Genomic DNA, 20827 nt, shown 5'->3' with positions numbered 1-20827 from the left:
GTCAGCCGGGTCCTTCTTCCACGCCGATACTCATAGTTCGTACGAACAGGAATGCTCGTGACCCAACGCTTCTTTTTTGACCTTACGGATGGGCTGATCACCATCCGTGATGGCATTGGTGTTTTGGTCAACAACCTCAATGAGGCGATAAAGCAAGCCGAGGAAGGGCTGCAGGAAATGCGTTACGGTAACGAACTTTCGGGCAGTGACGAGAGGTGGACGCTGAGCATCCGCGACGCAGCTGGTGAGACACTGATGCTGCTGTCGGTGGCTCCGCCTGACCCGCCTGCCGAGATGGCATCCTAGCCTGTACGGGAGCCACGCTTCTTTTCCCGCCTAGTTCACGCCGGCCGCCTTCCTCAGGCGACGCCGGATCTCGGCGATCCGTTCGTCTGGGGATGCTTCAAGCATCTCAACAAAAACGTTTTCGATGATCTCGCGGAGCGGAGCGTCGTCCAAACCGAGGCCGTGCGCGAACCAGTACATGCGCTCCACGAGGCGGGTGGCGGCCTATGTCATCGCCCGAACCGCCAGATCGGCACGTCACCCGTCGGGCGGCCGGGCTCGATGCAAGGGCAGGTCAAGTATGGAACACTTGGAATCAAGAATGATCGGGAAAATGTTTCGCTAGCGTCGGCAGCGCATCAGCGTCTTCTACACAGCTTGGAAAAATCTTAGACAAACGCATCAAATGATCAATTCCAGAGAAATATTCTGCATTGGCAGCTCAAATATTTACCGATGATTCAGAAATTTCGCGAGAATCATTGTGAAATAGAACAGAGACTATCATCATGATCCGATCTGGTTGCCGCGGCTGTCGTGACAGCATTCCGTTGGCTTTCGAATTTACGATGGCATTCCATCCTATCGTTGATATCGAGCGTCATTCCGTATGGGGCTACGAAGCTTTGGTTCGAGGCATGGAAGGCCAGGGAGCTTTCCAAATCCTCTCGCAGGTCGATGAGACCAATCGCTACAAATTCGACCAAGCTTGCCGTGTGAAGGCCATCGAGTTGGCTGGAAGTCTATTCCCGGACAGGAATACAAAACTCTCCATCAACTTCATGCCGAATGCAGTCTACGAGCCCGCTGCCTGCATCCGAGCAACGCTGGAAGCTGCCCACCGCGTTGGTTTCGCCCACGAACAAATCATGTTCGAGTTCACGGAAAATGAGCGCATGGTCGATGTAGCTCATGTGCAGCGGATCATTGCCGAATACCGAAAGCAGGGCTTTGTAACTGCATTGGACGACTTTGGCGCTGGGTATGCAGGGCTCAACCTGCTAGCCAATTTTCGACCTGACCTGATCAAGCTCGACATGGAATTGATCCGTGGCATCGCCACGTCGCCGGAGCGGCAAATCATCATCGCATGTCTCACGATTATGGCACGCGAGCTGGGTATCACAGTGTTGGCAGAAGGCGTCGAAACGGATGCAGAACTTACAGCACTCCGCGCCGCCGGGATTAAGCTTTTCCAGGGCTACTTGTTCGCGAAGCCCGCTATCGCGCGCCTGCCGAGCGTTCAATTCCAAGGTTCTACGGATCCCATCGCCAAGGCTGGGACCACACAAGCGACAAAGCAACCAAACGCTGCCTGACCCTTTGCTGTTTTGAGCAGAGCGAAGTCCCGCCGCCCGATCTGATCACGGGCCGGCGGGGAGGATCGTCCATCTCACGCTGAGCCGGTACGCAACATGGCTCGCACGCCAGAATGTGCGGTGCCGGTTAGTCTCGGCTCAACGCTCCGGCTGGGGCTGATCCCGAAACGGGATCACACGGGCTTCGGCGGAGCGGGCAGGATTGCGGTTTCAGGGCCTCTCCCAGAGTCGAACGCCCTCTCGGTGGACGATCTTATCCAGCTCGTCGGAATATCCGAGGACCTGAAGGCTGGCGGGCATGCCGGCGACAGCCTCAATTTCCGACTGCCATTCGTCGCCCTTTGCAACGTAGAGCGCGAGCGCCTGTCCTTTGTGCCCCGGCAGCCATATCGCGAGGTCGACATCACTGTCCGGACGGTGGTCGCCGCGCGCACGGCTGCCGAACAGCCATAGCTCGGAGATCGCGGGCTTGCGTTCGGCCCATGATGACAAGCGCGTGGCGATGTCGCTGGGGAAAGTCACCGCCCGAACAACCAGATCGGCACAGCACCGGTCGGCCGCCCAGGCGTGTCGCGGTAGAACGTCGCGTACCCACTGAAAATCCGGTTCTCCGTGATCCCGGTCACCAGGGCGGTCCCCATCGTCATGCCGCCGCAGTAGTCCGCTCGGATCGTCCCGATCTGAGGGTGGACGCCCCATACGTCCAGCGTCGTCCAGCCGAGCGTGATGGCCTCGTCCGCCCACCGCTCGAGGAAATCGAGCCCCCTGGCATGAACGGCCGTCCAGTTCGTGCCGGTGAGGCCAGGGCAGGGCGACACGCTGGGCCGAAGGTTCAGGAAGCTCTGGCGCCAGGCCTGGGCGTCGGCGGGGATGATCTTGGGTGCGGCTGACATGGGGTCCGGTGCTTGGTGGCCGGACGGGATAGGCGAGGGTGGGGTGCGGGGCTAGAGCGCTAGGTACAAAGGCGCCCCCCACCCCTCCGGTAGTCGCGTCATATTCACAACGAGCCGCCGGGGTTGGTTACGTGAGCCGAGGTCGGTGACTCATTCGGTCCGGTACACTACGATGAGTAAAACTACTGAAGCACATACGGCCGCAACTAAGCAGTCGTTCACCGTCGGCCCTTCGCCCTCAAGCATGAACAAGCGGCCCAAGAAGCATGCGGCTGCGTAAGAGCCGGCAACAAAGATCATCCCTGCACGTGAAATCGTATGCATGATGCCCCGCTTCGCTATTTGATTTTGGCGGTTAGATCCTTGCACTCTTAGATACCGATCACAAAGCTGTTATCAAGTTTTTTGAACCAGCACGTGATCGCTGGGCGTAATTGGCGGGGTTTAAGCACAGTCATGTCCATTGGGATCACACGCCTGCCTCACCCACCGCGCCCAAGCCGCCTTCACCCGATCCGCGGCACCTTGCTTCGTCTCTTCATGGCCGGAGAGAGCGCATCCGACCGTGCCGGCCGAAGCCGTGACCCCGTAGGCACTCCAAGACCAAGCGTACCCCACGGCCATGTGCGTTCGGTAGACCCGACCGATGCGAGCGCCATCGGCGACCGCCGAGAAATCGTGGGTGCGGCTGGGGTCGTCGGGCCAAGTGCGCTCCCAGGTGAGGGTCACTGCATCCGCTCCGCGCCCGCCAAGCCCAGCGCGAATGCCCTGGCGACGATCTCACCCTCGGGGACGGGATCCCCGTCAGTCTCGTAGCGAAGAGCGTCCCGCGGTTCTGTGATGACCAGGGGGATGCATGGGCCGCGAGGTGGTCGATGGCTTCGGAGAGCAGGTTGAACCTCACATCCATTTCGCCCTGAGATGGTCCTGCCCGAGCCGAGCAGGACAGCCAGCATGACCGACGCGAGCGTCATCATCACGCGCGAAGACCTTTACCGCCGCCTTTGGGAACCGTCGCTGAGTGGCAGGCGTGGATGCGCGCGAGGATCGATCAGGCCGACCCGCTCACGGATGGGTTCGAAGGGGTCTTTGAGCTTTTCGCTCTCTTCGGGCCGTGATCTGGCCCCGGCAGATCACCTGTTCGGATAGGAGCCGTCGAACAGGTCACCATCCGCCCGCCTACGGAACAAGGTCCGCCATCGCCTGCGCTTGTGCTCGGGGTGGTCATGCAGGATGTGGCAGCGTTGGCAGAGCGCGACGAGGTTGGTGTCGGCGTTGTTTGCGGTGTCGTGGTCGCGATGCGCGGCGGCCAGAACCACCTTCGTGCGCCGTAGGTCCTCAAGCTCGTCCAGACGGGGCAGGGCGGGCACAGAACGCCCTTGGCGGTCTCGCCATGCTCCGCAGGCCGCATCCCACCAGCGGCCATCCCTGAGACAGTAGACGAACCGTCCGTGCGGCCTACCGCAGCCCTCACACGCCCCGCCAGCCCTGCGAAACCGGATTACGGCCGAAAGCTGCGGCCAATCTATGGGGTAGAAGAACCGGTGCTCGCGCCGGATCGGCATCAGGGGTCTCGGATACGGGCCTCGCGCGGCACTTGCCTGCGCTGAGGATCAGCTTTGCGGGGAGCCGATCCTGTGCAAGCGTAGCAGTGTCTACAACGGATAAATCGGGGAGGATCAATGTCGGTTGCCCGAACTCAGCTCGCGGCATCGATCCGTGCAACCTCGCATATCGTGGATCGCGAGGCGATTGCGAGCTTCATTTTAGATGTCGCGACGGACGCGAGCCCCAACCCGTTCCCTCATACGAGCGCGGGCGCTCAGAGCCATATCTGGGCTGGGCAGAGCTTCGAGTTTCGGGCATCGCAAATCGAGACGCAGGGTCTTGGCTGCCTGCTGAAGGCTCTGGGTTCGCTCGCCAGCGACGAGCCACTGGTCCAGGAGATCTTCCGCTCAGGCCCCTTCAGGGCCTACGTTTACCACTCCGGCGATGGATGCCGGATCGTTGGGGCGGTTCTGCATGGGCAGGCGGGTATAGCGCTTCCTGCCGCCAAAAGCGTGCCTCGATCGCGCACTCCGCGTCGCTCGTACCGGTCCCACCCGCAGCAGCTCGACCTCTTCGCGCTCGTGCACCATGCGTAGCTGATCAGCCTGCAAGGGCGCGCATCTCGGGAGCCCCTTCACGCAAAGCATAGCCCCGTCCCCATACCGTCTCGATGTAGTTCTGGCCGCCGGACGCGTTGGCAAGTTTCCTACGGAGCTTGCAGATGAACACATCGATGATCTTCACCTCAGGCTCGTCCATGCCGCCGTAGAGGTGGTTGAGGAACATCTCCTTCGTCAACGTCGTGCCCTTCCGGAGTGAGAGTAGTTCCAGCATCTGGTACTCTTTGCCGGTGAGGTGAACCCGGCTGCCGGCAATCGAAATTGTCTTCTCATCAAGGTTCACGCTGAGGTCGCCAGTGGTGATCACCGACTGGGCGTGGCCCTTCGAGCGGCGCACGATGGCGTGGATGCGGGCGACGAGTTCGTCCTTGTGGAAGGGCTTCGTCAGGTAGTCGTCGGCCCCGAAGCCGAGGCCCTTCACCTTGTCCTCGATGCCGGCCATGCCGGACAGGATGAGAATCGGGGTTTTCACCTTGGCGACGCGAAGATTCCGGAGCACCTCGTAGCCCGACATGTCGGGCAGGTTCAGGTCGAGGAGGATGATGTCGTAATCGTAGAGCTTGCCGAGATCGATCCCCTCCTCACCGAGATCGGTGGTGTAGGTGTTGAACCGTTCGGACTTGAGCATCAGTTCGATGCTTGCGGCGACGGAGGCATCGTCCTCGACCAGCAGCACGCGCATAGGGAAGAACCTCCAGAGATTGAAGCTTCCTATCCGGACATCGGCAACAAACCGTTAAGCTGCGCCGGCCTTGAGAAACAGCAACGGCCACGGAAGCCGAGAGCGAGTGCGCGTACATCCGGCGTCACCCTATCTCGGCGTCGTGGCCGCATCCGATCAGGCGACTGGGTCACGACCGGTATAATCGTTAGATGGGGGCAGCATGGTTAACATTCAATGAAGCCCCCGGTCGGCTACGCAGCAGCGTCGGCCTCGGCATCATCCGTGTCGAGGATCGTCTCCAGATCGCCCGTCAACGCTTCGAGCTGCTCGGACGTGGCGACGATCTTGAACTTGGTGCCATCCTCCGCCTCGACCGCGATCTCGACGTGGTCGTCAACCTTCGCGGCCACCGCCTGCTTCAAGGTGTAGCTCGTCACGTCTTTGGTCGCTGCCATGTTGATCTCCTGCATCAGCCGCAGGCAACGCGGGACACGTCTTGAAGAGCCTGCGACAGAAGCCCCCGCTCCGCAGTGGCTGTAGCCGGAGGCGGCGGCGGCCCTATAGGATGCTCTAGTGGCCGGCGACCGGGTGGAGTTGTGAGGTTTCGGCGTTTTTACGACGACGGAACGTAGTCCGCGACCCTGCTCGCCGTCGCCCGGGACCTCGCAGCGCTGTAGGCTGGGCGATTACCCGCAGCGTTCAACCTTGGAACGAGAGCGTCACGCGCGTGCCGGGGCCGTGGGTGCCGTAGACGACGGCGGAGCGCAGGTTCATCGCCATCGCCTTGACGATGCGGGAGCCGAGGCCGGTGCCGCGCGGCTGGCCGACGCCCGTCCAGCCGACGCCGTCATCCTCCACGGTCAGCATCAGGCCTTCCAAGCCCTGCCGTCCGAGGACGACGCGGATCTCGCCTGGGATCTCCGGCGGATAGGCATACTTGTAGGCGTTGGTGACAAGTTCGGTGACGACGACGCCGAGCGACACGGCCTTGTCGGTGGCGAGCCGCACCGGCTCCGCGCGCAACCGAATGGCGTGATCCCGGCCGGCGGCCTTCATCGCGGCCTGCAATTCATCGACGAGGCTCGACAGGTAGGCGTCGAGTTCGACGGCCTCGACGTTGTCCGACGTGTAGAGGCGGCGGTGAATGCCGGCGATGGCGGAGATGCGCGCTTGCATTTCGAGGAGCGCCGCCTTCGCCGCTGGGTCGGAGACGGCGTTGGTCTGCATGTGGGTGAGGGCTGCGACGAGGGCGAGGGAGTTGGCGACTCGGTGGTTCACCTCGCGAAGCAGGATCTCGGCGCGGTCGCGCGCCTCGCGGACCGCCACGTCCGCTCGTTCCTTGTCGCGCCGCAAGGTCTCCTGACGGATCGCCGTGGCGATGGCTTCGCCGAGCAGCTCCCGGAAATGTCCCTGGACGTCCTTCCAGACGTAATCGACGGCTCCGGCCTTGAGGGCTGCGACGGCGACCCGGCTGTCCTCGGAGCCGGTCACGTAGACCACGGGCGGCGCGTCGGGCAGGGCGCGGATGGCCGGCAGCACGTCGAGGCCGGTCTGCCCTGGCATGTGATGGTCAAGGGCGACGACGTCGATGCCGCCTAGCGCCAAGCGCGCCAGCCCCGCCTCGCCGCTGGGGGCGAGTTCGACGTCGTATCCGCGCGTGCGCAGCGCCCGCTGGACGAGGCGCCCGAGGCCCGGATCGTCGTCGATGTAGAGGATGCGCGCCGACACGGTGGCCTCGGCCGGATGTGTCTCCGATCCGGTCATGGGACCCGGGCGCTCATGGGTTCTCGGGGACTTGCATCACCGAGAAGAACAGGCCGAGCTGCCTGATCGCGTTCGAGAAGCCCTCGTAGTTCACCGGCTTGGTGATGTAGACGTTGGCGCCGAGATCGTAGCAGCGCTGGACCTCGCGGCTGTCGTCCGTGGTCGTCAGCACCACCACGGGCGAGCGCCGCGTGTGCGGGTTCGACTTGACCTTCTCCAGAATGTCGATGCCGGTCATGTCCGGCAAGTTGAGGTCGAGGAGGATGAGGAGGTGACGCCGCGCGCTCGCCTCGCCCGAGCCGTCCGGCCCGAGGAGGTAGGCCAGCGCCGAGGTGCCATCGCGGAACGGGATGATCTCGTTGTTCACACCCGCCCGGCGGATGTTGCGCTCGATGAGACGCGCATGGCCCTCGTCGTCCTCGATCATCACGATGCAGACGGGTTGCATGGCGTGCTCCGTACCTATTCCGCGGCGAGGCTCACCGGGCCAGCCCGTCGAACCTGATCCGTAGCGACCTTGCGCGGCAGCGTCACGCCGAAGGTGGTGCCTGCGCCGAGTTCCGACGTCACGTCAATGCGGCCGCCGAGCGAGCGCACGAGGGCCTTCACGTGGGCAAGGCCGATGCCCTCGCCGGGGCGGTCCTGGACGCCGGAGCGCCGGAACAGCTCGAACACCCGGGCATGGTCGCGGACGGCGATGCCCCGGCCGTTATCTGCGATGTCGAAGCGAACCCGCCCGCCGCTGACGCCAGTCGCCGCCACGGTGATCCGCCCCGGCCGCGCGGGATCGAGGTACTTCACGGCGTTGTCGAGGAGGTTGGCGAAGATCTGCTCGACGGCGAGGCGGTCCGCCACGATCCCCGGCAGGTCGCGGGCGATGGTGACGCTCGCCCCGGCCGCATCCGTCTGGTGGCGCTGGGCGTCGGCGAGGCCCTGGACTAGGGCAGTCATGTCGAGGGCTTCGGCCTGGAACGCGCGCCGGCCCTCGCGCGAGAGTCGCAGGATGGCGGCGATGAGGCTTTCCATCCGGGTGACGGCGGCCTTGATGAAACCGAGGGCCTCGCCCAAATCCGCGTCGATCCGGGTGGCCTCGGGGTGATCCCGCATGGTCCGGGCGACCTCCTGGCGCGTCTCCTCCAGCTCGCTTGTGAACCCCATCACGTTGACCAGGGGCGCGCGCAGGTCGTGGCTGACGATGTAGGCGTATCGCTGAAGTTCCTCGTTCGAGTCCCGGAGTTCCGCCTCGGCCTCGCGCTGCTCGGTGATGTCGGTGTGGACGCCGACCCATTCGCGGATGGCGCCGGCGCCATCGAGGATCGGCACGGCATGGATGGCGAAGTGCCGCCAAGTTCCGTCGCGGGACCGCACCCGGTGCTCGTGCACAAAGTCGCGCCGCGCCGCCACCGTCGCCGTCCAGGCCTCGACGGACGACCGGACTTCGTCCGGGTGGACGGCGCTCGCCCAGCCATAGCCCTCGTATTCCGCGGGCGTCTGGCCGGTGAGGGCCGCCCACCCGGGCTGGTCGCCGACCATCCGCCCCTCGGCGTCGTTCGTCCAGAGCACGCCGCGTACGGCCTGGATCGCGGCCCGGAACCGGGCCTCGCTCGCCCGGTGCTCCGCCTGGATCCGCTGCTGGTCGATGGAGGAGGCGAGAAGCGCCAGGAACAGGATCGCGAAGGTGGCGGCGGCCACGTAGAGAGCTAAATCCTGCTGGCCCTGCCCGAGGGCGGCGACGTGCGTGGCGTGGGCGCCGGACCCCTCGGCCGTGAAGGTCGCCGCCGCCATGCCGGTGTAGTGCATTCCCGCCACAGAGACGCCCATCGCGGCGGCGGCCAGAAGCTTCTGCCAGACACCGTGCTGGCGGAACGTCAGCCACAGGGCGGCGGTCGCCGCCGAGACCGCGATGGCGACGGAGGCGGCGACGATGACCGGGCTGTAGGCGAGGTTGCTCGGCACATGCATCGCCGCCATGCCGGTGTAGTGCATCCCGGCGACGCCGAGTCCCATGAGCGGGCCACTGACCAGGACGTCGGCTTGTGCCGTGGCCGCGCGGCTGACCCAGGCGAAGGCGACACCGGTGGCGGCAACCGCGATCAGCAGGGATAGGAAGGTCAGCCCGAGGTGATAGGCGATGGGCAGGCCCATCTCGAAGGCGAGCATACCGATGAAGTGCATCGACCAGATGCCGCCGCCCATGGCCAGGGCAGCCCCGGCGACCCAGGCCCAGCGTTGTCCCGGCGCCGCGCCGCGCACCCGCCCGCCGAGATCGAGGGCGACGTAGGCGGCGAGGATGGCGATGGCCACGGACAGAACGACGAGGACCGGATTGTAGCCCGTGTGCATCATGGGATGGCCACTCATGGAAGCTCTTGGCGAACAGGGAGCGATGGACCGCGCCCTCGGACCGTGCTCTCGCGCTCAAGGGCTCTTGTAGCTCGCCGGTTCGATTTGCGCGAAATCCTCCGGCCCGGGTCGCGACCCGAGACGGCGGGACTCTGTGGTTTCAGGGCATCAGCCACAGGATGGATAAGAAAGATATCGTTCCGGAATGTCCCGCCCCCCGCCGCTTCAGCCACGACCTCCCTCGACCTCCCTGCGGTGGTGCCGAACACTCGCGCTCGTCGCCGGCACGCTCACGCTGATAGGCGTTGCCAAGGCCGAACAGGGAAAGGACGACACGCCGGACAAGGTCGATACTGAGAACCTGTTCGGGTTCACGGAAGGGACCGACACCGGCAAGAAGGGCGAGCAGGAGGTGGTCGTCGATGCCATCGGCCGCTTCAGCAAACGGCGCGGCGGGCCGGGGGTCTCGGGATACGGCGCCGCCGAGCCCATCGTCAGCTACCAGGTCGATCCCACCGACAATTTCAGCATCGAACCCGGCCTGCAATTCGACGCGCGGAGGAGCCGCAACATTGCGGGCGTGCCCGACAAAGCGTTCGCCACCGTCAACGGCGGCTCCCTCGAACTGAAATATCAGTTCCTCAAGCGCACCGATGACCACGCCTTCGGCCTCGCCGTGCAGGCGGAGCCCCTGTATTCGCGGGTGACGCCCATCGAAGGGCGGGGTGCCGACGTGTTCAGCATGGACACGCGCCTGATGGCGGATGCGCGCCTGATTCCGGACAGGCTGTGGGTCGGCGCGAACCTGATCTACGATCCGTCGGTGGCGCGCCTCAAGGGTTCGGGCGAGGTCGATTGATCCTCCACCCTCGCCCTGTCGGGGACGCTGATGGCCCGGATGACGGAGACCTTGTTCCTCGGGCCGGAGATCCGAGCCATGCGTGCCTATGACGGCGCGTTCCTCAACCGGTTCCTCGGGCACGCCGTGTTCCTCGGACCGGTGCTGCACTACCAGGTCTCGGAGAAGGGCTTCCTCACGGTCGCCTACGCGGCTCAGGTCATCGGCCACGACCGCGACCCCGCGTTCACCGACCGGGCGCTCAACCTGACCCAGTTCGCCCGCCACAACCTGCGGGTCCGCTTCGGCATCGAGTTCTGAGAGAAGGCATCGACCTTTAGTTGAAATCGGTCACTTTCAACTGAGTTCGGATAATCAGGAATTCTGAGCCGCCTCGTCTTTGGCTTGTGCATCAACCCTTGCTTCGGAGATTGGCATACCAAGGTGATTGGACATGCTGACGCCCCAGCCTTGACGAATGAGCATCAGCCGCTTTGACACGGCATCTATGGCTGTCACGCACGGGATCTTCTTCTTCTCCGAACCCTTGATGGCGTGAACGGTGAAGTTAGGTAGCATGGTGGTTCCTGCACATTGATTATTACGCCCCATGCGGCGGCGCGCCGACCATTCGCATAGGTGCCCATTGTGAAGCATCGAACGGCCGCACGCCTCAGACGTTCTAGATCGTTTATCGCTACAAGCCGAGGGCTGCAGCGTCGATGAACACAGACTGGATCGAGGCTGTGATGCGCATGAACGAGTGCGTAGTGGCCGCCGAAAATCGGCTTGATCGGCAGGTCATTTGCATAGTCGAGATGAGCCAGCAGGGACACAGCACGCTGGTAGCTGAGAAAACGCTCATGTCCTACCAGAGAACCCTCCATCTATTGCGGCTCATGCAGGGGCAGCTTCTTCGAGAAACGGTCCACGTTCTGTGACTGCTGCAATCGTCAGTTTTGCTGACGCACTGAAGGCGCGGGGTTTGCACGAAACACCCACGCCGCGGACAAGGCTCCTATATGTAAACCGCCGCATCATGATGCTCGAAAACCGAGCTATCGCACTCGTGGACACCCATAAGGCCATGCTCATGACTGGCATCGACCCAACTTATTTGGAGCGGGCGCTATGGGAAACGATGGATGCTTTGACGCACCTGCGGCAGGAGCAATGGGAGCTCTCGAAGGAAGCTTGAGGCCTCTGCTGGACCGAGTCGCGACACCGGGCTAGGTCAGCAGCGTCCCATGCGGTAACTCGAACGTCAGTCATGCTCCAATGGCACCGCCCTGCGTGATTCGCCTCTGCTTTGCCACGCGTCCTTTTTTATAGGCGGGAAAAACTCACGGCCAGGCTCACGCAGCCTCCAGCCATCGCATGAGGTTCGCCGCCGCGCTCAGGCACTTGATACCGGCGAAACCATAACCAGCTTTGCCCAAAACGAGATTTTCTAACCTGGAAAGTTTCTGGAAAGCGCAATCATTTTTCTAACTTGATCTCGCAATTCAAGAAAACCTGACACTCTTAAAATTTCATCAACTTCGCTTCGCGTCAAATTTGCATTGAGCCCCTCGACCTCACGATCCAGATCTATTAGAGTTCGCTCAAGAGTTTCAGCAATCGCATGAATATGCGTCACTCGTGAACCAAGATCTTCGCCCGCTTTGAACGCAACCAGTAGTTTTTCCGTCAACCGGGGAACCGCTTCACCATCGATATTGCTTGGAAAAGCGTGGATGCTTGCCATGGCTTCAACCTGCGGCCTGTGCGCTGTGCCGAACCTGATGCGTAGCGGCGTCGACCTCTTGAGTCGCCTGAGCAATTTCGCCCAAACCCACTGTGATCGTACCGACGCCTTGTGCAGCCATCTGCATGCTCGATGACATCTCCCGGGTGACCGCGGACTGTTCCTCGACCGCCGCGGAGATCGCGCTGGAAACCTCGTTGAGCGTCGTGATTGTCGCTCGGATCGAGTTGATCGCGCCGACAGCTTCAAGCGTCGCCTGTTGCGTCGTACCGATTTGCGCGCTGATCTGCTGCGTCGCCCTGCCTGTCTGCTCGGCTAACAGCTTGACCTCCTGTGCCACGACGGCAAACCCCCGCCCGGCTTCACCCGCCCGCGCCGCCTCGATAGTGGCGTTGAGTGCCAGAAGGTTGGTCTGTGCGGCGATACCCTGGATCAGGCTGATCACATCACCGATCTGGCGCGCCGCATCACTCATGCTGGCGATGATGTCGCCGGCCTGTCGCGCCTGGTCTACGGCCTGCCCGGACATCTCAGCGGCATGCGTGACCTGTTGACTGATCTCGGAGACTGAGGCAGCGAGCTGTTCGGCACCTGAGGCCACAGTCTGGATGTCGGATGCAACCTGCGTCGAGGTCGACGCGGCAGAAGCTGCCTGCCCAGAAGCACTTCTTGCAGCCCTGGCGATCGTCTCCAGTCCGGCGGAGACCGCCGCCTCGACACCGGCATGGTACTGTCGCTCACGCACCTGCGCTGTCACGTCAGTGGCGAATTTAACAACCTTGATTGGTAGGCCGTCACGATCAAAAATCGGATTGTACGATCCGTCGATGTAAACCTCACGGCCGCCCTTGGCCACGCGCTTGTACTCACCCGCCGCGTACTCGCCTCGACCAAGCGCCTCCCAGAACCGCCGGTACTCCGCGCTCGCCTTCAGTTCGGGGTCAACGAACAGGCTATGATGCCGTCCCTGGATCTCGTCGAGGCGGTAGCCCATTGCATCGAGGAAGTTCGCGTTGGCTGTCAGGATGGTACCGTCGAGGGTGAACTCAATGACGGCTTGCGAGCGGTGCAGCGCTTGCACCTGCCCCTCGTAGTCGATGCTACGCTGGACCGCAGCGGTCACATCGCTGGCAAACTTGACGATCTTGGCCACCCGGCCGCTGCGACCGAGCACCGGGTTGTACGAGGCCTGAATCCAGATAGCCCGACCGTCTTTGCCGATCCTTTTGAATTCACCTGTCTGGCTCTTGCCGGCACGTAGGTCGGACCAAAATTGCTGGTATCCTGCACCTCCGCGCTCGGCCTCCGGTACCAGGGTGCTATGGGACTTGCCGAGGAGTTCGGCGCGGCTGAAGCCGATCACGTCGAGGAAGTTCTGATTGGCATCCAGGATAATCCCGTCCGGGGTGAACGCGATGCGCCCGCGCGATTGATCGATCGCGGCCATTAAGGCCTGCAGTTTGGATGTGAAGATCGACATGGGATGTCCCTGGTGTGATGTGGCGTGCATCACGGGACATAAAAAGCCCCAAATTCGTTAAGCCAAGTTTAAAATTGGGTCATCTTGGTCGCCTTGAAGTTGATAGAGCGACCCCGCTCTGGTCAAAAAACCGTACTCCGGCCTCCTCCAAAGTTGAGCGAATATGTGCGACACACGTTGCACGAGGCGTCTTCTCGCTCTCACTATCCTCCAAGCGCTTGATCGTATTGATGGAAACTTGCGCGGCTTTGGCCAAATCTACAATGGTCCAATCCAGAAGGGCGCGGGCTGCACGGATCTGCACACTCGAAACGTGCGTCGCGACCGAGAAGCGCAGATTTGTCGGGCCTCCCTTTCCCATGACGACAGAAACACCGCTCGCACTGCCAAGTGCCCGGCGAAGCCAAAGTTCGCCGACAACGACCTGAGCCAAGCCTTGCAGATCCTCTACTTGGGACGCACTAAGGCTACGCGGTTTCGTATCAAGTAAGCAAAGTGCGCCAACCCGGATACCTGGGGCAATCGTTAGGGGAGCCCCGGCGTAGAACCTGAGATGAGGTTCGCCGCAAACATAGGGGTTGGCACGAAATTCCTCGCTCTTTAGTGTATCAGATACGACTAAAACTGTTTCATGCAATATGGTATAATTGCAAAGTGAGTGCTCCCGCTTTGACTCACAATAATCAACAGGCCACCCGGTTTTGATCCAAGCTCGATCTTCATCGACGAATGTAATCAACGCATAGGGAACATCAAATAAATCCTTGGCGGCCTGCGTCAGCCGATGGAACGCATCTTCAGGCGGTGTGTCCAGGATTTGAAGATCGTGCAGAGCTTGCAGACGCGCCGGCTCGTTGACAACGGGGTAGGGCACCAAGGGGTCCTTTTCCTGCAGTGCAAGCGTGGGATCAGATGGCTATCGTGAGTCAGCCTCGTTACCCTGCTCTACCACCCTCCAGCAACTCAATGCTCCTCGCGCGTCCCGTCCTTCCGTTCCCGGAACCGAATGCCGGCCCCTCCCCCGTTCTCGGGAATGAACTCCAAGCCGGCGCGCTCGAACGCCTCGACCAATGCTCGATTGTTCATGGTCGTCAGCCGGCGCGACGGCTTTCCGTCGACACTCCGCACAGTCTCGAATGCCTTGATCGTCGGTAGGGGAACGCCCGACGCCTCGGCTAGGCCCTTCTGGTCCAGACGGGTCAGCGCCCGGCCAGCCCGGCACATCTCAGGGGTCAATTCGGTCAACGCTGCTCTCCGCACCTGTCGCCAGAAATATAACTTCATCCCCCTGTTGACAAGCTCCTATCTCTGTCGCCATAAGTATCACGCTGGCCTTTCAGAGACGAGCCGCCCCAATGTCCTCCTTCTCCATCGTCCCTTCGAACGCCCTGGTCGCCGCCTTCCCGCAGACCCGCCGCCGCCAGATCAGCATTCGTGCCGCCGAAGCCAAGGCCCGCGTTGCCGCGCTCAACCCGGTCGTCGTCCCGGCTTCCGTGTTCGAGATGTCGATTACCGCCCTTCTCTCCAAGGGGCTGCACAACACCCTGCCGGCCGGCTTCCTCCTGGCCCGCGCCTCCCTCGAGTTCAGCGCCATCAACAATCGCCGCCTCGTCGTCGCCGGCAAGTTCGACCGCGCCGCGATCATGATCGCCGCCGCTGCCGCCGCCCGTAAGCATCAGGCCCGTTACGGCTCGACCTGGGCCGAGGCGATGTCTGTCTCCCTCCGCGCCGCCTGGACCGTCGCCAAGCTGGCGCACCGCGCCGCCTAACCTCGCCATCCCTGCCGGCGGGTAGCTGGCGCCCATCCACTCCGAACCGATCCACACGAGCCCTCTGGAGCCCGACCGATGACGCACGCCCGTATCCCTGATTTCAGCACCCGCCTGCCCGTCACCTCGACCGTCGATCACGTCCCTGCCTTCGCCGATCCCATCCTGACCGTCATCGACGCCCACGCCGAGGCGTACGCGGTGTTTCAGGTCGCCCCTGAAGGCAAGCCGTCCGAGCGGGCTGAGATCGCCATGGGCGACGCCCTGGACGCCCTCTTGGCCGCTTCCTGCGCCACACGGTTCGGTGGTCTCGCCCTCCTCCGTCACCTGAACTGGTGGCTCGCCGAAGAAGCCGAGTTCGCGGACCACTATCAGCCCGCCTATGCCCTGGCGCAGGCCCGCGCCGACGATCTCACGCTGTTCCTCGGCTCTGACATCTCGTCCGTTGAGGCCGTCGCGTCTCGGGCCGAGCGGCTGTCCGTGCCCGTCTCGCGGGTGGTCCTCCGGATCGCCACCAGAAAGGGGCAAGGGCGCTATGCCGGCCCCCCCCCCTTCACCCTCGACGACGATGAGACGCAGCCGGGCAGCATCGAGCCCTGGCAGGCAGTGGCGCCGATCCGGCCGGATACAGACCATGTGCGGTCCCTGCGCCTGCTGGATGGCATGGGCGAGGCGTTCTCCGCCCTCACGCTGATCTGTGCCGGCGCCCTCTTCATCGGTCTCGCGACGCTGGCTTGAGCATCATAGCATTTTCCTGCCATAGCATTACGGAGCTACAATTATGCGTAATCCCTTCGCCCGTGTCGCTAAGAGCGACGCACCCCGCCCGTCCCTGCGCGAGCGCGCCGCCAGTCTTCGGGCCAGTGCCGCCCGCGTGGTCCGCCGCCGCCCAAAGGACGTGCTGCCCGAACCCAATCCCGAAGAGGCCGTGGCGGCGTTTCATGCGGCCATCACTGAGTATGACCGCCTCTCACGCAACGCTGTTCACGGCTACCCGGATTTGAAGCGTGGTGATGGTGGATCTTGGACCCGCCGCTCGCTCACCCTTGCCATGGAGGATGGTGAGATTACGCCAGCCGAGTTCGCTCGGCTGTACCCGCTGGCAGCCGAGCGCCAGCACAGGCTGGATGCGGCGGCCCTTGCCACGAACATCGGTGCGCTTCAGGCCGTAGCTTATGCCGACAATTTCACCTGTGCGGCCGAAGCGATGCGGGCTGCGACCAAGGCCGATGCGGATGGCGAGGACGACCCGATCTTGGCGGCCATTACCGAGACGCGGCGACTGTTTGAAATCGTCCGGTCGGCATCGAGCCTGCCCCAACCGGTCGGAATGCTTGTGCCGCTGCCCCAGCTGAAGGCAGCGACGAACGCCTTCTGGGCTTATGTGGACGACGTGCTGCTTAAGACAGTCCCAACCACCGGAGCCGGGTGCGCTGCCCTAGGGCGCTACGCCGTCGAGTTTTTGCGTACTGAAGGATACGTCCTCGATGAGGAAGGCAACGAACACGTTCGCATCCTGGACCTGATCGCTCGTTCGCCTCTTCTCTGACGCCACCGCCCCTCGTGCGGTAGCGAACCCCCTACCGCGCCCTCCCCCATCCCTGTCCGACCATAGGAGCGTCGCGCGTGCCTTCTCTCAAGCTGTCTAATCCCTTCCGCCGGGGCGGTGATCGCCCCTCCCTGAAAGAGCGGGCCGCGAACCTCAAGGCGGCTGCCGGGCGCATCATGCGCCGCAAGCCCGGCGAAGCCGGGGCCGATCAGGGTCGCCGCATGGTGGTTGCGGGTTCGGTGGCCTCTGCCGTCACCGTGCCGTTGCCGGCACTGGCCAGTGCTTGCCTGCCAGTGGGCACGACCGCCCCTCACCCCGACCAAGCCCTGTTCGATGCGGAGACCGCCTATCTTGCGGCCCGCGACTCCGAGCACGCCGCTCAGGCAGAGCATAGCCACGCCTATGCTGCCTACGAGGCTGCGCTTGGGGAGCTTCCCGCACCACTCGTAGCCCCGGAATGGGCTCTGGTTGAGACGGCACATCCCGGCATGCGTCTCGGTAGGGATCGCATCCGGTTCCAGATAACGGGCGGTGCCGATGAGGAGATCGTCTACCGGTGGACCGTCGAAGGTCTAAACCGTGCCATCGCGGCGCTGCCGAGGGCCTTCGGGCGGGCCGGCACTACCCCGATGCGCATCCGCGCCTTGCGCACCCTCGTTCCTATCGCGGAGGCCTACGAGGCTCGCATGGCCGAGGCCAAGGATCGGTTTCACACCGTAGATTTGGGGCGGCGGCGGAAAGAAGCAGGAGCGGCGACGCGCCAGGCCCGCAACATCATTGCGGAAGCTGTGGCGATCACGCCGGCCGGACTGGCAGTCAAGGTGCGCCGAGTAGTCGGAGGCGATTGGTACAAGGCGGATCGCGCATGGGATGGGCTTCTGCGGAGCGCGGCAAGCGTGTCCGGCGTCGCTCTCGCTGATCCTTTCTCGGGCTATGACGCGGCAGGCTGCGTCCAGGCGTGGGAGGCTATCGGCGGCCGAGTGCTTCAGGGCGAGCCAGGATTTTCCGCAAACTTTCACTGCCCACGCAGCACGTCGGGCGAACATGCCGATGCGCTCAGGGCCGAGACAACCCGGCTGATTGCGGAGCTTGATGAGCACCGGGACGCGATTGAGCACCATGTGAGAGGGCGGGCCTAAGCCGTGACCAACGTTCACACCTTCATCCCGCGTCGCCCTGTTCCGACGATCAAGCCTCGGCTGTCGTTCGGTGACACAGAGACCCGCCAGCGGATCGAAGAGGCGGCGCAATCCGCTCTCGACACTGCCGACCGGCTGATTGCCCTCCTCGACCGAATGGACGGCGACGACGAGCACGAAGACGGCGGGGACGCCGAACCGTCCCTCGCTGCCCCTGAGAACCATCATGCCTCGCAGATCACGTGGTTGCTCGGCTCCTCCTCCGACCGTGAACAGGACTCCGCCCGATGAAAACCGCTGCCACCATGCGCGCTACTCTGGCCCTCGGCCTCCCCTCCTCCATCGCCCTCGGCCTCGGTCGGATGCGCCGCCTGCATCGGGTTCTGCTGGCCCGCGCCGGCCACGAGGCAGGGCGGGGCAACGTCATCACCGCCGCGATCCTCCTCGCCGTCTACATGGCTTCGTGATGCGTACCGTTCCCGCCATCCGCCAGCGCCCGCCGGTCCGCACGCTCGGGGATCTCGTAGCCCTCCTCGGCGTCAGCTTCGATGCTTGGCGCCTGCGCCGGATCAATGCCGGCCTGCAACGCGCCATCGCCCGAGGGGATGCCCATGCCGTCACCCGCTGGGTCTCGCGGGGCGAAAGAGCGCTCGCGGATCTCGAAAGCCGGACCAAGCGCCGCAATTATGTAGCGCGATAGCGCTACAGCATCGTAACGCCTCAGCACGAAAATGCTTTACTAGCGCCGTGCTGTGGCGTTGTCGCATCATGAGGTGACGATGCTTTCACGCTTTCGTGCTTTACCGTTGAAGCAGGAAAGCGCCATAGGGCTGTCATGCGAACCATCACACTTGTCACTCAGAAGGGTGGCGCCGGGAAAACCACCATCGCGGCATCACTCGCGGTCGCCGCAGCCGCGTCCGGCGAGAAGGTGATTGCGCTCGACCTAGATCCGCAGGGCTCGCTTGCGGCTTGGGGGGACACCCGCTCGGCGGACGCTCCCGCCGTTGATCGGATCGGGCCAGACAATCTCGCTAACCTGCCAGCAATACTCAAGGCGCTGTCCGGTCAGGGCTACACCCTCGCCATCCTCGACACCGCGGGCGTAGCCTCGACCAGCGGGAACCTTGCGATGCAGGTCGCGGATCTCGCACTCATACCGGCGCGCCCGTCGCGGTTGGACCTTCAGGCTACCATGCCGACCATTGAGGCCTTGATGCGCCTCGAAATGCGGGATCGGTTCGCGTTCGTCCTCAACCAATGCCCTGCTGGCCGCAGCTCGCGAGCAACGGAAGCCGCGAACGGTCTTGGCATGTTTGGCGTACTAGCCGAGCCACCGCTTACTCAGCGGGCCGACCATCAAGACGCGCTCGCATCGGGGCAGGGCGTCACGGAGTATGCGGCGGACGGTAAGGCGGCCGACGAGATCCGGGCGCTCTGGGCCTGGGCTGATCGTAAGATGAAGGGGACCAAGGCATGACGAAGCGTCCCTCCATCATTGGCGGCCTGAACCTGCCGGGCGCCGATACTCGCGAAGCTATCGCGGATCTCCCATTCACAGGCGAGCCTGAGGCCCCGCCGAAGGTGCCTGGACGCAAGCCCCGTCCAGAGGTGGTGCATACGTCCGTTTATCTGCCGCGCGAGGTTCACCGCCGGTTGCGGGAAATCGCGTTCACGCGGGACGTGAAGGTGCATGACGTGATTATGGAGGGGATCGACGCTGCCTTGCAGAAGCACGGGCACCCTTCCGTAGATGCGCTGAAAGTCGGTCGCAAGGGCGGTCAGTAGGAGAAGGCGTTACGGCGCCCTTCCGTTATGACGCTATAGCATTACAGCATGAAAGCGTTGCAATGCATCGATGCTGCGTGTAACTTCCGATAATGGTTCTTCTCGGAAGTTTCAGGCGGTTTAGGTTGGAAGCGGTCGAAAGAAATGAAGCCGTGGCTATACCGTTGATTGACGGTACGTCCGGCGCTCGGCTTCCACCGAAGCCTGAGTTCGGCTCGGCCTGCAACGGCTGCGGCTACTGCTGTGTGACGGCGGTATGTAGCGTCGCCCTCCGGTTCATCCCCGATCACGCGACCGGCGGCCCATGTCTGGCGATGGAGCTCGATGCCGGCCGGTTCGCGTTCGGAATAATCCGCCGGCCGGAGGCACTACATGGGCTTGCCCAATTGGACTGACGCACACATGGACGGAGTATTCGCTAATGCCACGGACGCGGAGAGGGGATGCGATGCAGACGACCGCGCCTACCGCAGCGGAAGAGATCGTAATGGCCTCCTGAAGATTGGGATCAGAAAGTCGATACCTTTGACCTTCGAGCGCCAATGGCTTTGTATGACGGGTCCGTTCCGGTGCGAGAAACCTCTACGACCGCAACAGGTTTGGGAGCAATTTTTGCAATCTGTTCAATTCGTAAGCCCGCGTAATGCCCTCTACGCCATGCAAGTTTTACTCGGCACACATAGTCTTTTCCGACAACCTTCAGCATGAAGTCGTCGGGCAGATGGTACGAGTCAGATACCGCAATCTTTGCACCTGTCTTAGAAACGTCCTTTACCGTGCATGGGATTTCCATTCCCTCAGAGGTCCGGATTAATGCAATCCAATTCGTTTCACTCCGAGGTGCCCGCTCGGCGAACGCAGCCAGTGCCTGTTCGGGTGAAGCTTGTATGGGTTGGGGCATTCCGGGTCGCCAAGGCTTAAAATTTGTACAGAATAGTACGCCCATGGCGTTAATAAAATTTGCTCCAGCGAAGCGGCGGCCAATGGATCGGCGTAGTCACCTTCTCATTTGGATTGGGGCACTCGCGGGGCTAGTTGGGGTCCTGATCCTTAATTTCGGTCCCTTGGACGATCTCCTGCC

At 63.0% G+C, this 20827-nt stretch carries 30 protein-coding genes; 14 read left to right on the top strand and 16 right to left on the bottom strand.

All coding sequences use genetic code 11. The features are described 5' to 3' along the window. The first annotated feature begins 57 nt into the window (after positions 1 to 57). Positions 58 to 306 (top strand): DUF6894 family protein, encoded by a 249-nt coding sequence (locus MKK49_RS01130; protein WP_409565001.1) that lies wholly within the window; start codon positions 58 to 60, stop codon positions 304 to 306. A gap of 30 nt (positions 307 to 336) precedes the next feature. Here MKK49_RS01130 and MKK49_RS01125 read toward each other — a convergent pair whose 3' ends face one another. Further along, complete coding sequence (locus MKK49_RS01125; protein ID WP_244026206.1) at positions 337 to 486, bottom strand: hypothetical protein; 150 nt, start codon at positions 484 to 486, stop codon at positions 337 to 339. Between the two features lie 308 nt (positions 487 to 794). On the opposite strand from MKK49_RS01125, the gene MKK49_RS01120 reads away from it, so the two are divergent. After that, a complete protein-coding gene (locus MKK49_RS01120) occupies positions 795 to 1604 on the top strand; it encodes an EAL domain-containing protein (RefSeq protein WP_244026205.1) in 810 nt (269 codons plus the stop codon). Between the two features lie 210 nt (positions 1605 to 1814). Here the strand turns inward: MKK49_RS01120 and MKK49_RS01115 are convergent, their stop codons facing one another. The 3 genes from MKK49_RS01115 to MKK49_RS01105 form a co-directional block, all read right to left on the bottom strand. Then, positions 1815 to 2126, bottom strand: coding sequence for a nucleotidyltransferase family protein (locus MKK49_RS01115; protein ID WP_244026204.1), 312 nt, complete (start codon positions 2124 to 2126; stop codon positions 1815 to 1817). Further along, the gene (locus MKK49_RS01110) at positions 2123 to 2497 is read right to left on the bottom strand and encodes a hypothetical protein (protein ID WP_244026203.1); all 375 of its coding nucleotides are present in this window, start codon (positions 2495 to 2497) and stop codon (positions 2123 to 2125) included. Before MKK49_RS01110 ends, MKK49_RS01115 begins: the two co-directional genes overlap by 4 nt. Before the next feature lie 1133 nt (positions 2498 to 3630). Beyond that, on the bottom strand, positions 3631 to 4062 hold the full coding sequence (locus MKK49_RS01105) for a hypothetical protein (RefSeq protein WP_244026202.1): 432 nt from the start codon (positions 4060 to 4062) through the stop codon (positions 3631 to 3633). A 117-nt stretch (positions 4063 to 4179) separates the two neighbouring features. Here MKK49_RS01105 and MKK49_RS01100 point away from each other — a divergent pair, with 117 nt between their 5' ends. After that, positions 4180 to 4641 carry a hypothetical protein gene (locus tag MKK49_RS01100; RefSeq protein ID WP_244026201.1) on the top strand — a complete coding sequence of 154 codons (462 nt, stop codon included), beginning with the start codon at positions 4180 to 4182 and terminating at the stop codon, positions 4639 to 4641. A 4-nt stretch (positions 4642 to 4645) separates the two neighbouring features. Here the strand turns inward: MKK49_RS01100 and ctrA are convergent, their stop codons facing one another. The 5 genes from ctrA to MKK49_RS01075 all read right to left on the bottom strand — a co-directional run bounded on the left by ctrA (position 4646) and on the right by MKK49_RS01075 (position 9439). After that, complete coding sequence (gene ctrA, locus MKK49_RS01095) at positions 4646 to 5347, bottom strand: response regulator transcription factor CtrA (protein ID WP_244026200.1); 702 nt, start codon at positions 5345 to 5347, stop codon at positions 4646 to 4648. A gap of 233 nt (positions 5348 to 5580) precedes the next feature. After that, the gene (locus MKK49_RS01090) at positions 5581 to 5784 is read right to left on the bottom strand and encodes a hypothetical protein (RefSeq protein ID WP_244026198.1); all 204 of its coding nucleotides are present in this window, start codon (positions 5782 to 5784) and stop codon (positions 5581 to 5583) included. A 244-nt stretch (positions 5785 to 6028) separates the two neighbouring features. Next, entirely contained in the window at positions 6029 to 7093 is a 1065-nt protein-coding gene (locus MKK49_RS01085; protein WP_244026196.1) for a sensor histidine kinase, read from the bottom strand. A 13-nt stretch (positions 7094 to 7106) separates the two neighbouring features. Beyond that, positions 7107 to 7541 (bottom strand): response regulator, encoded by a 435-nt coding sequence (locus tag MKK49_RS01080; protein ID WP_244026194.1) that lies wholly within the window; start codon positions 7539 to 7541, stop codon positions 7107 to 7109. Between the two features lie 14 nt (positions 7542 to 7555). After that, positions 7556 to 9439 carry an MHYT domain-containing protein gene (locus tag MKK49_RS01075; RefSeq protein WP_244026220.1) on the bottom strand — a complete coding sequence of 628 codons (1884 nt, stop codon included), beginning with the start codon at positions 9437 to 9439 and terminating at the stop codon, positions 7556 to 7558. 202 nt (positions 9440 to 9641) lie between these two features. On the opposite strand from MKK49_RS01075, the gene MKK49_RS01070 reads away from it, so the two are divergent. Both MKK49_RS01070 and MKK49_RS01065 read left to right on the top strand, forming a co-directional pair. Next, a complete protein-coding gene (locus MKK49_RS01070; RefSeq protein ID WP_244026193.1) occupies positions 9642 to 10295 on the top strand; it encodes a hypothetical protein in 654 nt (217 codons plus the stop codon). Positions 10296 to 10334: 39 nt separating this feature from the next. After that, positions 10335 to 10595 (top strand): hypothetical protein, encoded by a 261-nt coding sequence (locus tag MKK49_RS01065; protein ID WP_244026192.1) that lies wholly within the window; start codon positions 10335 to 10337, stop codon positions 10593 to 10595. Between the two features lie 54 nt (positions 10596 to 10649). Here the strand turns inward: MKK49_RS01065 and MKK49_RS01060 are convergent, their stop codons facing one another. Beyond that, positions 10650 to 10853 carry a hypothetical protein gene (locus MKK49_RS01060; protein WP_244026191.1) on the bottom strand — a complete coding sequence of 68 codons (204 nt, stop codon included), beginning with the start codon at positions 10851 to 10853 and terminating at the stop codon, positions 10650 to 10652. Positions 10854 to 11211: 358 nt separating this feature from the next. Between MKK49_RS01060 and MKK49_RS01055 the strand changes: the two genes are divergently transcribed. Then, entirely contained in the window at positions 11212 to 11472 is a 261-nt protein-coding gene (locus MKK49_RS01055; RefSeq protein WP_244026190.1) for a hypothetical protein, read from the top strand. 252 nt (positions 11473 to 11724) lie between these two features. Here MKK49_RS01055 and MKK49_RS01050 read toward each other — a convergent pair whose 3' ends face one another. From MKK49_RS01050 to MKK49_RS01035, 4 genes are all read right to left on the bottom strand, one after another. Beyond that, complete coding sequence (locus MKK49_RS01050; protein WP_244026189.1) at positions 11725 to 12021, bottom strand: hypothetical protein; 297 nt, start codon at positions 12019 to 12021, stop codon at positions 11725 to 11727. A 4-nt stretch (positions 12022 to 12025) separates the two neighbouring features. Continuing rightward, complete coding sequence (locus tag MKK49_RS01045) at positions 12026 to 13501, bottom strand: PAS domain S-box protein (RefSeq protein WP_244026188.1); 1476 nt, start codon at positions 13499 to 13501, stop codon at positions 12026 to 12028. A gap of 79 nt (positions 13502 to 13580) precedes the next feature. Further along, positions 13581 to 14375 carry a GAF domain-containing protein gene (locus MKK49_RS01040; protein WP_244026219.1) on the bottom strand — a complete coding sequence of 265 codons (795 nt, stop codon included), beginning with the start codon at positions 14373 to 14375 and terminating at the stop codon, positions 13581 to 13583. 89 nt (positions 14376 to 14464) lie between these two features. Then, positions 14465 to 14746 carry an XRE family transcriptional regulator gene (locus MKK49_RS01035; RefSeq protein WP_244026186.1) on the bottom strand — a complete coding sequence of 94 codons (282 nt, stop codon included), beginning with the start codon at positions 14744 to 14746 and terminating at the stop codon, positions 14465 to 14467. Between the two features lie 110 nt (positions 14747 to 14856). Here MKK49_RS01035 and MKK49_RS01030 point away from each other — a divergent pair, with 110 nt between their 5' ends. The 6 genes from MKK49_RS01030 to MKK49_RS01005 all read left to right on the top strand — a co-directional run bounded on the left by MKK49_RS01030 (position 14857) and on the right by MKK49_RS01005 (position 18425). Next, the gene (locus MKK49_RS01030) at positions 14857 to 15270 is read left to right on the top strand and encodes a hypothetical protein (RefSeq protein WP_244026185.1); all 414 of its coding nucleotides are present in this window, start codon (positions 14857 to 14859) and stop codon (positions 15268 to 15270) included. 78 nt (positions 15271 to 15348) lie between these two features. Further along, complete coding sequence (locus MKK49_RS01025) at positions 15349 to 16008, top strand: hypothetical protein (RefSeq protein ID WP_244026184.1); 660 nt, start codon at positions 15349 to 15351, stop codon at positions 16006 to 16008. Positions 16009 to 16051: 43 nt separating this feature from the next. Continuing rightward, positions 16052 to 16819, top strand: coding sequence for a hypothetical protein (locus MKK49_RS01020; RefSeq protein ID WP_244026183.1), 768 nt, complete (start codon positions 16052 to 16054; stop codon positions 16817 to 16819). A gap of 77 nt (positions 16820 to 16896) precedes the next feature. Next, positions 16897 to 17958 (top strand): hypothetical protein, encoded by a 1062-nt coding sequence (locus tag MKK49_RS01015; protein ID WP_244026181.1) that lies wholly within the window; start codon positions 16897 to 16899, stop codon positions 17956 to 17958. A 3-nt stretch (positions 17959 to 17961) separates the two neighbouring features. Beyond that, entirely contained in the window at positions 17962 to 18249 is a 288-nt protein-coding gene (locus MKK49_RS01010) for a hypothetical protein (RefSeq protein ID WP_244026179.1), read from the top strand. Then, entirely contained in the window at positions 18246 to 18425 is a 180-nt protein-coding gene (locus tag MKK49_RS01005; protein WP_244026177.1) for a hypothetical protein, read from the top strand. The genes MKK49_RS01010 and MKK49_RS01005 overlap by 4 nt, the downstream gene beginning before the upstream one ends. On the opposite strand, the gene MKK49_RS01000 is transcribed toward MKK49_RS01005, so the two are convergent. Further along, positions 18410 to 18571: a hypothetical protein gene (locus MKK49_RS01000; RefSeq protein WP_244026176.1), complete on the bottom strand. Its 162-nt coding sequence runs from the start codon at positions 18569 to 18571 to the stop codon at positions 18410 to 18412. The genes MKK49_RS01005 and MKK49_RS01000 overlap by 16 nt on opposite strands. A gap of 222 nt (positions 18572 to 18793) precedes the next feature. On the opposite strand from MKK49_RS01000, the gene MKK49_RS00995 reads away from it, so the two are divergent. Both MKK49_RS00995 and MKK49_RS00990 read left to right on the top strand, forming a co-directional pair. Next, positions 18794 to 19438, top strand: a complete 645-nt coding sequence (locus MKK49_RS00995) for an AAA family ATPase (RefSeq protein ID WP_244026175.1) — start codon at positions 18794 to 18796, stop codon at positions 19436 to 19438. Beyond that, on the top strand, positions 19435 to 19746 hold the full coding sequence (locus MKK49_RS00990) for a hypothetical protein (RefSeq protein ID WP_244026174.1): 312 nt from the start codon (positions 19435 to 19437) through the stop codon (positions 19744 to 19746). The genes MKK49_RS00995 and MKK49_RS00990 overlap by 4 nt, the downstream gene beginning before the upstream one ends. Positions 19747 to 20254: 508 nt before the next feature. Here MKK49_RS00990 and MKK49_RS24745 read toward each other — a convergent pair. Then, positions 20255 to 20647: a PilZ domain-containing protein gene (locus MKK49_RS24745; RefSeq protein WP_409565000.1), complete on the bottom strand. Its 393-nt coding sequence runs from the start codon at positions 20645 to 20647 to the stop codon at positions 20255 to 20257. Between the last annotated feature and the right edge of the window lie 180 nt (positions 20648 to 20827).

Origin of the sequence: Methylobacterium sp. J-090, assembly GCF_022829345.1 — a bacterium.
Taxonomy (GTDB): domain Bacteria; phylum Pseudomonadota; class Alphaproteobacteria; order Rhizobiales; family Beijerinckiaceae; genus Methylobacterium.
The sequence above is the reverse complement of the archived record's forward strand: the minus strand, read 5'-3'. Positions and strand labels throughout refer to the sequence as shown.

Coding starts and splice junctions, on each gene's coding strand:
- MKK49_RS01125 (WP_244026206.1), bottom strand. CDS start 486: ATGTACTGGTTCGCGCACGGCCTCGGTTTGGACGACGCTCCGCTCCGC.
- MKK49_RS01120 (WP_244026205.1), top strand. CDS start 795: ATGATCCGATCTGGTTGCCGCGGCTGTCGTGACAGCATTCCGTTGGCT.
- MKK49_RS01110 (WP_244026203.1), bottom strand. CDS start 2,497: ATGTCAGCCGCACCCAAGATCATCCCCGCCGACGCCCAGGCCTGGCGC.
- MKK49_RS01105 (WP_244026202.1), bottom strand. CDS start 4,062: ATGCCGATCCGGCGCGAGCACCGGTTCTTCTACCCCATAGATTGGCCG.
- MKK49_RS01100 (WP_244026201.1), top strand. CDS start 4,180: ATGTCGGTTGCCCGAACTCAGCTCGCGGCATCGATCCGTGCAACCTCG.
- ctrA (WP_244026200.1), bottom strand. CDS start 5,347: ATGCGCGTGCTGCTGGTCGAGGACGATGCCTCCGTCGCCGCAAGCATC.
- MKK49_RS01090 (WP_244026198.1), bottom strand. CDS start 5,784: ATGGCAGCGACCAAAGACGTGACGAGCTACACCTTGAAGCAGGCGGTG.
- MKK49_RS01085 (WP_244026196.1), bottom strand. CDS start 7,093: ATGACCGGATCGGAGACACATCCGGCCGAGGCCACCGTGTCGGCGCGC.
- MKK49_RS01080 (WP_244026194.1), bottom strand. CDS start 7,541: ATGCAACCCGTCTGCATCGTGATGATCGAGGACGACGAGGGCCATGCG.
- MKK49_RS01075 (WP_244026220.1), bottom strand. CDS start 9,439: ATGATGCACACGGGCTACAATCCGGTCCTCGTCGTTCTGTCCGTGGCC.
- MKK49_RS01070 (WP_244026193.1), top strand. CDS start 9,642: ATGTCCCGCCCCCCGCCGCTTCAGCCACGACCTCCCTCGACCTCCCTG.
- MKK49_RS01065 (WP_244026192.1), top strand. CDS start 10,335: ATGACGGAGACCTTGTTCCTCGGGCCGGAGATCCGAGCCATGCGTGCC.
- MKK49_RS01060 (WP_244026191.1), bottom strand. CDS start 10,853: ATGCTACCTAACTTCACCGTTCACGCCATCAAGGGTTCGGAGAAGAAG.
- MKK49_RS01050 (WP_244026189.1), bottom strand. CDS start 12,021: ATGGCAAGCATCCACGCTTTTCCAAGCAATATCGATGGTGAAGCGGTT.
- MKK49_RS01045 (WP_244026188.1), bottom strand. CDS start 13,501: ATGTCGATCTTCACATCCAAACTGCAGGCCTTAATGGCCGCGATCGAT.
- MKK49_RS01030 (WP_244026185.1), top strand. CDS start 14,857: ATGTCCTCCTTCTCCATCGTCCCTTCGAACGCCCTGGTCGCCGCCTTC.
- MKK49_RS01025 (WP_244026184.1), top strand. CDS start 15,349: ATGACGCACGCCCGTATCCCTGATTTCAGCACCCGCCTGCCCGTCACC.
- MKK49_RS01020 (WP_244026183.1), top strand. CDS start 16,052: ATGCGTAATCCCTTCGCCCGTGTCGCTAAGAGCGACGCACCCCGCCCG.
- MKK49_RS01005 (WP_244026177.1), top strand. CDS start 18,246: ATGAAAACCGCTGCCACCATGCGCGCTACTCTGGCCCTCGGCCTCCCC.
- MKK49_RS01000 (WP_244026176.1), bottom strand. CDS start 18,571: ATGGGCATCCCCTCGGGCGATGGCGCGTTGCAGGCCGGCATTGATCCG.
- MKK49_RS00995 (WP_244026175.1), top strand. CDS start 18,794: ATGCGAACCATCACACTTGTCACTCAGAAGGGTGGCGCCGGGAAAACC.
- MKK49_RS00990 (WP_244026174.1), top strand. CDS start 19,435: ATGACGAAGCGTCCCTCCATCATTGGCGGCCTGAACCTGCCGGGCGCC.
- MKK49_RS24745 (WP_409565000.1), bottom strand. CDS start 20,647: ATGCCCCAACCCATACAAGCTTCACCCGAACAGGCACTGGCTGCGTTC.